This is a genomic window from Seongchinamella sediminis (assembly GCF_003457605.1).
In the GTDB taxonomy this organism is placed as follows: domain Bacteria; phylum Pseudomonadota; class Gammaproteobacteria; order Pseudomonadales; family Halieaceae; genus Halioglobus; species Halioglobus sediminis.
Genome location: NZ_QRAN01000007.1, coordinates 42,487 through 55,023, shown reverse-complemented (window position 1 = coordinate 55,023; position 12,537 = coordinate 42,487). Strand labels below are relative to the sequence as shown.

Below are 12,537 nucleotides of genomic sequence, written 5' to 3'. Positions count from 1 at the left end.
GGCACCGGGGCTGGCAGGCGGCCGGCCAATATACGCAATACCGGCCGGCGAGGCTAGCGTGGCCCGGGGCTGCGCATGTCCAGGATATAGGGGTACTCACCGGCGGGTTCCTCCGGCGGCGGCGCCATCGGCCGGGGTACCGTGCGGTTGGGGAAAAACTCGCGCAGCGCCGAAACCTCCGGCCTGGGGATAAACGGCCCCTGGCTGTGGCTCACCGTGTCGAAGCGGTTGCTGCGGCGGGATTCCGCTTCGAAAACATTGACCGGGAAGGTGTCGTAGCTGCGCCCGCCGGGGTGGGACACATGGTAGCTGCAGCCGCCCAGGGAGCGGCCATTCCAGGTGTCGATCAGGTCGAAGGTCAGCGGCACGTGCACCCCGATCAGCGGGTGCAGGGCCGAGGGAGGCTGCCAGGCCCGGTAGCGCACCCCGCCCACGTACTCGCCGTGGTTGCCGGTGGCACGCAGCGGCACCCGGCGGCCGTTGCAGGCCACCACATAGCGGCCATCGCTCATGTTGGTGCAGCGTATCTGCAGCCGCTCCACCGAGGAATCCACGTAGCGCGAGGTGCCGAAGCGGGTGGTTTCCTCCCCCAGCACGTGCCAGGGTTCCACCGCCCAGCGCAATTCCAGCTCGATGCCGTCCAGCATCACCCGGCCGTAGTGGGGGAAGCGGAATTCCTCGAAGGGCAGCAGCCACTCCAGCTCGAAGGCGAAACCGTGCTCGCGCAGGTCATTGACCACCTGCTTCATGTCCTCCCAGATGTAGTGGGGCAGCATGAAGCGGTCGTGCAACTCGGTGCCCCAGCGCACCAGGCGCTGGTGGTAGGGCTGTTGCCAGAAGCGCGCCACCAGGCAGCGCAGCAGCAGGGCCTGCAACAGCGCCATGCGCGGGTGGGGCGGCATCTCGAAGCCGCGGAACTCGAGAATCCCCAGCCGGCCGGCGGGGCCGGCGGGTGAATACAGCTTGTCGATACAGAATTCGGCCCGGTGGGTGTTGCCGGTGACGTCGATCAGCAGGTTGCGCAACAGGCGGTCCACCAGCCAGGGCTGGGGCACCTCGCCCTCGCTCATCTGGGAGAAGGCGACCTCCAGCTCGTAGAGCATCTCGTCCCGGCCCTCGTCCACCCGCGGGGCCTGGGAGGTGGGGCCGACAAACATGCCGGAAAACAGGTAGGACAGGCTGGGGTGGTGCTGCCAGAAGGTGATCAGGCTGCGCAGCAGGTCCGGGCGCCGCAGCAGCGGGCTGTCCGCCGGGGTGGCGCCGCCGAGGGTGATATGGTTGCCTCCGCCGGTGCCGGTGTGGCGGCCGTCGAGCATGAACTTCTCGGTGGACAGTCGCGCCAGCCGGGCCTCCTCGTACAGCGCGGTGGTGTTCGCCACCAGCTCCTCCCAGTTGTTGGCGGGGTGGACATTGACCTCGATGACGCCGGGATCGGGGGTGACCAGCAGCTTCTGCAGGCGCGGGTCCCGGGGCGGCTCGTAGCCCTCGATAATCACCGGCAGCTCGAGGTTGGCGGCGGCTGCCTCCACCGCCGCCACCAGTTCCACGTAGTCCTCCAGGTACTCCAGCGGCGGCATGAATACGTACAGCCTGCCCTCCCGGGCCTCGATGCACATGGCAGTGCGCACCACCGCCTCGTATTCGGGCTCCGGCAGCGGGGCGTCGGCCCTGTCGCCGGCGCTGTCGGGGAAGTGGATGTCCTCGCGTCTGGCCAGCGCCCCGCGCTTTTCAAAGGGGTCGCGCTGGGGCTGGAAATGGTCGGCTTTCTCCGCCCGTTCCGGCAGGTCGGACAGCGGCAGGCGCAGGCCCATGGGCGAATCACCGGGGATCAGGGTGATGCGCCCGCGTTTCATCGGCCACAGGCTGGAGTGCCAGTTTTGCCCGGCGACGGGCCAGCCGGTGGTGCGCGCCAGCGGCAGCACCATGCCCGAGGGGACCGCAAAACCGCGTTCGATCAGCCGGGCCAGGCGGCGCCGGTCCCGGCTGCTGCTGACCTTGTGCGCCAGGATGTCGATGTTTTTCGGCAGGTTCTGTTCCTGCACCAGGTAGTGCAGGGCGTCCTCGAATGCCGGCTGGCTGCAGGCCCGGGGCAGGCCCAGCAGGTCGCAGAGTTTTTCGCCAAAGCGTGTGCAGTCCCCGATGTCACGGCCGTAGTCCCGGTCCACCCGGGCCAGCAGCCTGTGGTCCTGCCACAGGGGTTCACCGTCCTTGCGCCAGAACACGCCCAGCGCCCAGCGGGGAACCTCCTCGCCGGGATACCACTTGCCCTGGCCATAGTGCAGCAGGCCCCGGGGCGCAAAGCGGTCGCGCAGGCGCAGCAGCAGGGTCTTGGCCAGGCTCAATTTTTCTGCCCCCAGGGCCTCGGTATTCCACTGCGCCGACTCCATATCGTCGATGGAGACAAAGGTCGGTTCGCCGCCCATGGTCAGGCCCACATCGTTGCTCTCCAGCACGCGGTCCACCGCGCAGCCCAGGGCGAGAATATGGGCCCACTGGCCGTCGCTGTAGGGCCGGGTGACCCGCGGGTCCTCGAGGATGCGGGTGACATTGTTACTGAAGTCGAATACCACCTCGCAGGGCTCGGTCGCGCCGACAATGGGGGCGGCGGATACCGGGTGCGGGGTGCAGGCCAGGGGGATATGCCCCTCGCTGGCGAACAGCCCGGAGGTGGGGTCCAGCCCGACCCAGCCAGCCCCCGGCAGGAACACCTCGCACCAGGCGTGGAGGTCGGTAAAGTCCTCTTCGGTGCCCGAGGGGCCGTCCAGGGATTTCTCGTCGGCCTTCAGCTGCACCAGGTAGCCCGAGGCGAAGCGGGAGGCCAGGCCCATATGGCGCAGAATCTGGGCCAGCAGCCAGGCGGAATCCCGGCAGGAGCCTCTCGCCAGTGCCAGGGTCTCCTCCGGGGGCTGGACCCCGGGTTCCATGCGCACCAGGTACTCGATTCTCTGCTCGATTTGCTGGTTGATGGCGACCAGGAAGTCGTTGACCGGGACTTCCCTGCGGTCAATGCCGCGCAGCAGTTCATCGAACAGGGGACCGTGGTGCTCCTTTTCCAGGTACGGCTGCAGCTCTTTCTTCAGCTGCTCCGGGTACTCGAAGGGGAATGTCCCGGCGTAGTCCTCGACGAAAAAATCGAAGGGGTTGATCACCGTCATGTCGGCGATCACCTCCACGTCCACCTCGAGGGCGCTGCACGTTTCCGGGAACACCAGTCGCGCCAGGTAGTTGCCGAAGGCGTCCTGCTGCCAGTTGATAAAATGCTCCCCGGGCCTGATCTTCAGGCTGTAGCTGTGAATAGCGGTGCGTGAATGGGGCGCGGGGCGCAGCCGCACGGTGTGCGGCGACAGGTGTACTGGCCGGTCGAAGCGATAGCTCGTCCGGTGGTTAATGGCTACCCGAATGGTCATTGCTGGTTCCGGCTCCCGCGCTAACGCGTGTGGGGTGATTGGGGCTAGGCGGTTTCCGCCAGAAACCAGCTCTGGTTGATGTTCTCGCCCAGGTGGTACAGGTCCAGCTGGATATCGTCGATAAACTGGTGCAGTTCCTCCCAGCTGGCCCGCTGGGGGTTAAAGCGCTTGAGGCGGCGCCGGGCCCGCTCCAGGCTCTTGAGTGCCTGGTCATTGTTTTTCAGTTGCTTGAGCTCGCCGCGAATACTGTTGAGGCAGAACTGCAGGGAGCGGGGCAGGGTCGGGTCCTTGAAAATGAACTCCACCGCGTGCCCCGCCTCCGGCAGCGGCCCGATATTGCGCCGGTAGGTGCTCATCGCCGACAGGCTCTGCAGCAGGCTGCCCCAGATCAGCGGGTCGATGGCGTGGTTGCTGCGCTCACTGCCCAGCAGGGCGCCGGCGCCGACATCGATGACGCGGGTCGTCATGTCTGCCCGCTCCAGCAGGTGGCCCAGGGCCATGAAACGAAAGGCGTTGTCGCGGCACATGGTGGTGAGCACCAGGCCGGCGACAATCTGGCAGCGGGCCTGAACCTGGTCCAGGAAGCGGTGCCGGTTGCGCCGCCCGATGGAGGTGTCGGCATTTTCCCGGGTGTACAGGTACAGCTCGTTGACGTGTTCCCACACTTCCTCCGGCAATACGTCGCGGGTGGTGCGCACGTTCTCCCGGGCCGCCTTGACCGACTGGCGGATACTGCCGACGTTGTCCTCGTCGGCGATCAGAAACTTGAGCACATTCTGCTCGTTGTAGACCCGGAAGCGGTTCTCGAAGACCTGCTGGCCGTCGAGGATGTCGACCAGCAGGTCCCAGCCCAGGCCGGCCCCCTCGGGGGTATCCATATACAGGTGACTGTAGGACTGGGTGAGGCGGGCGGTATCCTCGGCCCGTTCCATGTAGCGGGCCATCCAGTACAGGCGTTCAGCGACGCGGGAGAGCAGCCTCATGTCGACGCCTCCACGATCCAGGTATCCTTGCTGCCGCCACCCTGGGAGGAATTCACCACCAGCGAGCCCTTCACCAGGGCCACCCGGGTCAGGCCGCCGGGGGTGACCCAGGTGTCCCTGGCGGAGAGGATAAAGGGCCGCAGGTCCAGGTGCCGGGGCTCGACCCGGTCGTTGGCGTAGGTGGGCGCCGTGGACAGGGACAGGGTGGGCTGGGCGATGTAATTGCGCGGGTTGGCCTCGATCAGCCGGGCAAATTGCTGGCGTTTGGCTTTGCTGGCGTGGGGGCCGACCAGCAGGCCGTAGCCGCCGGACTCGTTGGCCGGCTTGACCACCAGTTTGTCCAGGTTGTTGAGCACGTACTCGCGGTCCTGGTCGTGCATACACAGGTAGGTCTTGACGCTGGCGATGGCCGGCTTCTCGTTCAGGTAATAGCGAATCATGTCGGGGACGAAGGCGTAGACCACCTTGTCGTCCGCCACCCCCGAGCCCGGGGCATTGGCGATGGCCACGTTGCCCGCTTTCCAGGCGCGCATGATGCCGGGTACGCCGAGCATGGAATCCGGGTTGAATACTTCCGGGTCGAGGAAGTCGTCGTCGATGCGCCGGTACACCACGTCCACCCGCTCGGCGCCGTCCACGGTGCGCATATACAGGCATTCGTCGTCGTCGACGAACAGGTCCGGACCCTCCACCAGCTCCGCGCCCATCCCCCGGGCCAGGAACGAGTGCTCGAAGTAGGCGGCGTTGTAGATGCCGGGGGTGAGGACCACGATGCAGGGGCGGCGCGTTTTGCGCGGGGACAGGGCCGCCAGGGTCGCGTGCAGGCGTGAAGGGTAGTCGTCCACCGGCTGGATGCTGTAATTTTCGAACAGTTCCGGCAGCACCCGCTTGGTGATTTCCCGGTTCTCCAGCATGTAGGACACCCCGGAGGGGACCCGCAGGTTGTCTTCCAGCACGTAGAACTTGCCGTCCTTGTCGCGCACCAGGTCGGTGCCGCAAATGTGGGCCCAGGCACCATAGAGCGGCGACATGCCGGCGCACTGGGCTTTATAGTTGCCGGATTCAAGCACCGTTTCCGCGGGTACGATGCCGTCCTTGAGGATCCTCTGCTTGTTGTAGACATCGTCGATAAAGCAGTTGAGGGCGCGGGTGCGCTGGGCCAGGCCCCTGCTGACCTTGGCCCAGTCGCTGCTTTTGATGATCCGCGGGATGATGTCGAAGGGCCAGGCGCGGTCGATATTTTCTCCCTCGGAATACACCGTGAACGAGACGCCCATGTCGTTGATGGCGAGTTCCGCGGCGGTGCGCCGGGCGGACATCTCCTCTTCCGACAGCGACTGCAGCAGGTTGACCGCCCGCCGCGCCACGACCCGCGGCTTGCCCGCCGCGGTGATCAGTTCATCGTAGAATGGCCCGGTGTCGTAGGCCTGCCAGCTGTTATTCATGTGCCCCCTGGGTAGTCCGCGGCGATATCCCATTGCCCTGTTGGCCTTGCAAACATTGTGCCCTGGTTAAGGGTATAGCCGATAAGCGTCAGGCCTGCAATGCGCTCTTCTGCCCCTGCCCCTTTTTCTGTAAAATGCCCGGCTTTCCAACCGGGGCCCGTCACAGGAAAGGGCCCACGCACGCCGGGAGCACCGCATGTTTGACAACAACATGACCATCAAGGGATTCGACGACGAGATATTCTCCGCCATTGCCGAGGAAGAGCGCCGCCAGGAGGAGCACATCGAGCTGATTGCCTCCGAGAACTACACCAGCCCCCGGGTGATGCAGGCACAGGGTACCGTGCTGACCAATAAATACGCCGAGGGCTACCCCGGCAAGCGCTACTACGGCGGCTGCGAGTACGTGGACAAGGCCGAGGACCTGGCCATCGAGCGGGTCAAGGCCCTGTTCGGCGCCGACTACGCCAACGTCCAGCCCCACTCCGGCTCCCAGGCCAACGCCGCCGTGTTCCTGGCCCTGCTGCAGCCCCACGACACCATTCTCGGTATGAGCCTGGCCGACGGCGGCCACCTCACCCACGGCGCCAAGCCCAACTTCTCCGGCAAGACCTACCACGCCGTGCAGTACGGCCTGAACCCGGACACCGGTGTGGTGGACTACGACCAGGTGGAAGCCCTGGCCCTGGAGCACAAGCCGAAGATGATCATCGCCGGTTTTTCCGCCTACTCCCAGGTCATGGACTGGGCCCGCTTCCGCGAGATCGCCGACAAGGTCGACGCCTACCTGATGGTGGACATGGCCCACGTGGCCGGCCTGGTGGCCGCGGGCGTCTACCCCAACCCGGTGCCCTACGCCGACGTGGTGACCTCCACCACCCACAAGACCCTGCGCGGCCCCCGCGGCGGCATCATCCTGGCCCGGGCCAACGAGGAACTGGAGAAGAAGTTCAACTCCGCCGTGTTCCCGGGCGGCCAGGGCGGCCCGCTGATGCACGTGATCGCCGCCAAGGCGGTATCCTTCAAGGAAGCCGCCAGCCCCGAGTTCGCCGAGTACCAGAAGCAGGTCGTGAAGAACGCCAAGGCCATGGCCGCCACCTTTATCGAACGCGGCATCAACATCGTCTCTGGCGGCACCGAGAACCACCTGATGCTGGTGGACCTGATCGGCAAGCCCTACACCGGCAAGGACGCCGACGCCGCCCTGGGCGAGGCCAACATCACGGTGAACAAGAACGCCGTACCCAATGACCCGCGCTCTCCCTTTATTACCTCGGGACTGCGGGTCGGCACCCCGGCCATCACCACCCGCGGCTTTGGCGAGCAAGAAACCGTGCAGCTGACCCACTGGATGTGCGACGTGCTGGAGTCGCTGGAGCAGGGTAATTCCGCGGAGGTGATTGCCGAGGTGAAGGGCAAGGTGCTGGAGATCTGCGCCCGTTTCCCGGTTTATAAATAGCTCACCCAGCTTCGTTATTCCGCGGACAAGGTGAATTGCGCTGCAAGCGCAAGAGAAGGTGCCCTGGGGTACAAGGTGAATTGCGCTGCAAGCGCAAGAGAAGGTGCCCTGGGGTAAGCCGGAATCCATAAAAGGTCGCGCGAGCGGCCTCTTTCAGTCTATGGACCCCGGCTTTCGCCGGGGTGACGTTCCATGAGGGTTTGACATGCTGGAAGCACCATGGGCTCTCTCGGTTTTTATAGTCATCCCGGCGTGCCCCAGGGCACGCCGGGATCCATCCACCAGACTTCCGCCCATTACCAATCTGGCATCTACGCTTTCCTGCCACTGGCGTAGCCACCCCCAAATCATGTTAAAGTTCAGCAACTTAGCCAAAGAGAACTGACCATGCACTGCCCATTCTGCGCCGCCGAGGATACCAAGGTGATCGATTCGCGGCTCGTTGCCGAGGGGGACCAGGTGCGCCGCCGCCGTCAGTGCCTGAGTTGCAGCGAGCGCTTTACCACCTACGAGGTGGCGGAACTGGTGATGCCGCGCATTATCAAGCAGGACGGTACCCGGGAGCCGTTCAACGAGGAAAAGCTGCGCGCCGGCTTTACCCGCGCCCTGGAGAAGCGCCCGGTCTCCACCGAGGACATCGAGGCGGTGATCAACAAGATCAAGAACGCCCTGCGGGCTACCGGCGAGCGCGAGCTGCAGTCCGCGTTTCTCGGCGAGCTGGTGATCGACAACCTGAAGAAGCTGGACAAGGTGGCCTACGTGCGCTTTGCCTCGGTGTATCGCAGCTTCGAGGATATCTCCGAGTTCCGGGACGCCATCGAACTGCTGGAATCCGAACCCCGGTCAGACTGAGCCCTGTCCATGCCTACCGAGCTCGATACCCGGATGATGGCCCGCGCTCTGCAACTGGCGCGCCGGGGCCAGTATTCCGCCATGCCCAATCCCCATGTGGGCTGCGTGCTGGTGCGCGACGGCCAGGTGATCGGCGAGGGCTTCACCCGGCCCGCCGGGGGCAACCATGCCGAGATCGAGGCGCTGCAGGCGGCGGGTGATGCGCAGGGTGCGACGGCCTACGTCACCCTGGAGCCCTGCTCCCATACCGGCAAAACCGGCCCCTGCGCCGATGCCCTGGTGGCCGCCGGGGTGAGCCGGGTGGTGGTGGCGATGGAGGACCCCAATCCACAGGTGGCGGGCGCCGGGCTGGCAAAACTGCGCGCCGCCGGGCTGCAGGTCGAGGTGGGTTTGCTGGCCGCCGACGCGGGCAGGGTGATTCCCGGGTTTATCGCCCGGATGAGCCGTGGCCGGGGCCGGGTGCGGGCCAAGCTGGCCATGTCGCTGGATGGCCGCACCGCCATGGCATCCGGCGAGAGCCAGTGGATAACCGGCCCCGCGGCCCGGGCCGACGTGCAGCGCCTGCGGGCGATGAGTTGCGCGCTGGTTACCGGCATCGGCACCATACTGGCCGACGACTGCTCGCTGACAGTGCGTGCTGGTGAGCTTGACCTGCCGCCGGCAGAAGCGGCACTGGCCAGCCAGAAGCAGCCGCTGCGAGTGGTGCTGGATTCCCGCCTGCAGACCCCGCCGGGGGCGAAGGTGCTGGACCGCTCGGCGCCCACCCTGCTGTGCCGCGATGCGGCACTGCCGGCTTCCACCGACATCGCCGCCGCTGGCGCGGAGCAGCTGGCCCTGCAGCGGGGCGCGGCGGGCCTTGACCTGGCCGCGTTGCTGGCTGAACTGGGCGCGCGGCAAAGCAACGAAATTCTGGTAGAATGCGGCCCCCGTCTGGCAGGGGCGTTCCTGCAGGCCGGCCTGCTGGACGAGATAATCGTCTACATGGCGCCGGTGCTGATGGGCAGCGCCGCGCGGCCGCTACTGGAGCTGCCGCTGGAGCGCATGGCCGACAAGGTGCCGCTGGCGATTGCGGACATGCGCAGGGTCGGCGAGGACTGGCGGATTACCGCCATCCCGCGGTACCGCGGCTGAGTAGAACGCATCCGGAAATCCGGCAGCGTCGGATTAGCAACAAAGGCAGCTTATGTTTACAGGCATTATTCAGGCAGTCGGCGAGATCGCCGCCATGGAACCCTCCGGGGGTGACCTGCGCCTGCGCATCAATACCGGCAAGCTGGACCTGGGCGACGTGGCGCTGGGCGACAGTATTGCCGCCAACGGCGCCTGCCTGACGGTCATCGAGCTGCCCGGCGACGGCTACTGGGCTGACGTATCGGTGGAAACCTTGAATTTCACCACCCTGGGCGGGCTGAAAACCGGCGCCCGGGTCAACCTGGAAAAAGCCCTGACGCCGGCCAGCCGCCTCGGCGGGCACATCGTGTCCGGCCATGTTGACGGCGTGGGCGAAGTGGTCAGCCTGCACGAGGACGCTCGCTCCTGGCGTTTCGTACTGCGGGCGCCGGACGAGCTGGCAAAGTATATCGCCCACAAGGGCAGTATTACCGTGGACGGCACCAGCCTGACGGTAAACGCGGTGAACGGCGCCGAGTTTGAGCTGAACATTATTCCCCAGACCATGGCCGAAACCGTGTTTGCTGACTACAAGCCCGGTACCAGGGTGAACCTGGAAGTGGACGTCATTGCCCGCTACCTGGAGCGCCTGATGCAGGGTGACGCGGCGGCCAAACCCGGTGCAGGGTCACTTTCCCTGCAGACATTGACTGAGAACGGCTATACCTGACTCACGGTGATTCCGTCATCCCGGCGAACGCCGCGGTCCGACGTATCGGGATCCACTGTAGGAGTGGAATGAACTCAAACGAGTGATGGATCCCGGCCTGCGCCAGGATGACGATGCCGGATAGATGAAGACCCCGGCCTGCGCCGAGGAGACTACGGCGGGCTGACGAAAGCCCTGGACCATACAGAATGCAAGTAAACACAGTAGACGAATTAATCTCAGACCTCCGCCAGGGCCGCATGGTGGTGCTGGTGGACGACGATGCCGACAGCCATAACGAGGGCGTGGTCATGGTCGCCGCCGAGCACTGCGACGCCAAGCACGTCAACTTTATGGCCCGCCAGGCGCGGGGGCTGGTCTGCCTGACCCTCACCGAGGAGCGCTGCCGCCAGCTGGACCTGCCGCCGATGGTAGACGGCGCCATGGGGGAGAAATCCAACTTCACCCTGTCGATTGAGGCGGCGGTGGGTATTGATACCGGCATCTCTGCCGCCGACCGCGCCCATACCGTGCAGGCGGCGGTGGCGCCGCACGCGGTGCCGGCGGATATTGTCCAGCCGGGCCACATATTCCCGCTGACGGCGATGCCCGGGGGCGTGTTGACCCGTGCCGGCCACACCGAGGCGGCCAGTGATTACGCGCGCCTCGCCGGCCTGCTGCCGGCGGCGGTAATTGCCGATATCCTGACCCCGGAGGGTACCCTCGCCGATGGCCCCGCGCTGGCCGAGTTTGCCGCTGGCAACGGCCTGAAAATCGGCACCATCGCCGACCTGATCCACTTCCGGCTGGTCAACGAGCGGACCATTCGCCGGGTGCGCGAGGGCAGCATCGACACCGCCTACGGCGAATTCCAGCTGACCGCCTATCGCGACCAGAACGAGGGCGATGTGCACATTGCCCTGTCGCGCGGCACCATCACCGCCGACCAGCCCACTCTGGTGCGGGTGCATGTGCAGTCCGCTCTGCGGGATATGGTGAACAGTGAAGTGGACGGCCTGCCCAGCTGGAGCATGAGCCGTTGCCTGCGCAAGCTCGCGGAGGCCGAGCGGGGGGTGATTGTACTGCTGGCGCGGGATGAGGGCCCGGAGCAGATACTGGCCAGCATCGACCTGGCGCTGGGCGCAGCCCCGGCGGAGGCGCATGCCGCGCCCGACACCTACACCACGGTGGGCCTGGGCTCGCAGATATTGCGCGACCTGGGGGTGGGAAAAATTCATTTGATGGGCGCGCCGATCAAGTACAATGCGATTTCCGGCTTTGACCTCGAAGTGCTGGATTTCGTAAATCCAGAGGATTGAGCCCGCAGTCGTCATTCCCGCGCAAGTGGAGGTCCGGCGTTCCGGAATCCAGCGACACAGAATCAGTAACGGGCCCCCGCAATGGCAGAATACCGCCAGCGCGGTGGTGACGAGAATGTAAGGAAACAAGAACATGACTGACATCAAAACCATCGAAGGCGACTTCACTGGCGGCAAGGGCAACTACACCATCGTGGTCGGCCGCTGGAACAGCTTCGTCGTTGAGCACCTGCTGGAGGGCGCCATCGATTGCCTGCGCCGGCACGGCGTCAGCAAAAGCCAGATCACGATTGTGCGCGCACCGGGTGCGTTTGAGATCCCGCTGGTGTGCAAGAAAGTCGCTGCCAAAGGCGATGTCGACGCCATCATCGCCCTGGGCGCGGTGATTCGCGGTGGCACGCCTCACTTTGAGTACGTGGCGGGCGAGTGCACCAAGGGCCTGGCCATGGTGAGCATGGAGTACGGCGTGCCCACCGCCTTTGGCGTGCTGACCGTGGATACCATCGAGCAGGCGGTGGAGCGCTCGGGCACCAAGGCCGGCAACAAGGGCGAGGAAGCCGCCATGTCGGCCCTGGAGATGGTCAGCCTGATGAACAAGCTGGACTGATCAGGACGCAATAAATGAGCAAACAGGCCCCCAACAAGCCCCATAACACGCTGGCGGCGGAGCGCCGCAAGGCGCGTCACTACGGCATGCAGGCGCTGTATCAGTGGCTGATGGCCGACTCGCCGCTGAATGACATCGAGGCGGAGTTCCGCACCGAATACGACTTCGCCCACGTCGACCTCGAGTATTTCCAGGCCCTGCTGCACGGCGTGCCGAGCTGCGTGGACGAACTGGAGGCCATTTTCCAGCCCCTGCTGGACCGCGACATCGATGACCTGGACCCGATTGAGCGCACCTTGCTGCGTATGGGCACCTTTGAGCTGAAAGAGCGCATCGACGTGCCCTACAAGGTGGTGATCAACGAGGAAGTCGCCCTGGCCAAGAAGTTCGGCGCCAGCGAGAGCCACAAGTACATCAACGGCGTGCTGGACAAGGCCGCCCGCGAACTGCGCAAAGCGGAAACCGAAGCCTGAGCCACCGTCGTCATTCCGGCGTACCCCAGGGCACCCTCTCTTGCGCCTGTGGCGCAATTCACCTTGTACCCCAGGGCACCCTCTCTTGCGCCTGTGGCGCAATTCACCTTGTACCCCAGGGCACCCTCTCTTGCGCCTGTGGCGCAATTCACCTTGTACCCCAGGGCACCCTC

General features: G+C 65.4%; 10 protein-coding genes. 7 read left to right on the top strand and 3 right to left on the bottom strand.

Annotated features, from left to right (window positions below):
• Positions 1-53: 53 nt before the first annotated feature.
• Genes DWB85_RS08090 through DWB85_RS08080 form a run of 3 tightly spaced genes read right to left on the bottom strand, consistent with a single transcriptional unit; the run spans position 54 to position 5,835 of the window.
• Positions 54-3,407, bottom strand: a complete 3,354-nt coding sequence (locus tag DWB85_RS08090) for a transglutaminase family protein (RefSeq protein WP_117953713.1) — start codon at positions 3,405-3,407, stop codon at positions 54-56.
• 44 nt (positions 3,408-3,451) lie between these two features.
• Positions 3,452-4,390, bottom strand: a complete 939-nt coding sequence (locus tag DWB85_RS08085) for an alpha-E domain-containing protein (protein ID WP_117953712.1) — start codon at positions 4,388-4,390, stop codon at positions 3,452-3,454.
• Positions 4,387-5,835: a circularly permuted type 2 ATP-grasp protein gene (locus DWB85_RS08080; RefSeq protein ID WP_117953711.1), complete on the bottom strand. Its 1,449-nt coding sequence runs from the start codon at positions 5,833-5,835 to the stop codon at positions 4,387-4,389. The genes DWB85_RS08085 and DWB85_RS08080 overlap by 4 nt, the downstream gene beginning before the upstream one ends.
• A gap of 196 nt (positions 5,836-6,031) precedes the next feature.
• Between DWB85_RS08080 and glyA the strand changes: the two genes are divergently transcribed.
• From glyA to nusB, 7 genes are all read left to right on the top strand, one after another.
• Positions 6,032-7,294 (top strand): serine hydroxymethyltransferase, encoded by a 1,263-nt coding sequence (gene glyA / locus DWB85_RS08075; RefSeq protein WP_117953710.1) that lies wholly within the window; start codon positions 6,032-6,034, stop codon positions 7,292-7,294.
• 387 nt (positions 7,295-7,681) lie between these two features.
• Entirely contained in the window at positions 7,682-8,146 is a 465-nt protein-coding gene (nrdR, locus tag DWB85_RS08070) for a transcriptional regulator NrdR (protein ID WP_117953709.1), read from the top strand.
• 9 nt (positions 8,147-8,155) lie between these two features.
• Positions 8,156-9,277 (top strand): bifunctional diaminohydroxyphosphoribosylaminopyrimidine deaminase/5-amino-6-(5-phosphoribosylamino)uracil reductase RibD, encoded by a 1,122-nt coding sequence (ribD, locus tag DWB85_RS08065; RefSeq protein WP_117953708.1) that lies wholly within the window; start codon positions 8,156-8,158, stop codon positions 9,275-9,277.
• A gap of 52 nt (positions 9,278-9,329) precedes the next feature.
• Complete coding sequence (locus DWB85_RS08060; protein WP_117953707.1) at positions 9,330-9,986, top strand: riboflavin synthase; 657 nt, start codon at positions 9,330-9,332, stop codon at positions 9,984-9,986.
• A gap of 188 nt (positions 9,987-10,174) precedes the next feature.
• Positions 10,175-11,284, top strand: coding sequence for a 3,4-dihydroxy-2-butanone-4-phosphate synthase (ribB, locus tag DWB85_RS08055; protein WP_117953706.1), 1,110 nt, complete (start codon positions 10,175-10,177; stop codon positions 11,282-11,284).
• A gap of 133 nt (positions 11,285-11,417) precedes the next feature.
• Complete coding sequence (ribH, locus tag DWB85_RS08050) at positions 11,418-11,891, top strand: 6,7-dimethyl-8-ribityllumazine synthase (RefSeq protein ID WP_117953705.1); 474 nt, start codon at positions 11,418-11,420, stop codon at positions 11,889-11,891.
• 14 nt (positions 11,892-11,905) lie between these two features.
• The gene (gene nusB / locus DWB85_RS08045; protein WP_117953704.1) at positions 11,906-12,364 is read left to right on the top strand and encodes a transcription antitermination factor NusB; all 459 of its coding nucleotides are present in this window, start codon (positions 11,906-11,908) and stop codon (positions 12,362-12,364) included.
• Positions 12,365-12,537: the final 173 nt, after the last annotated feature.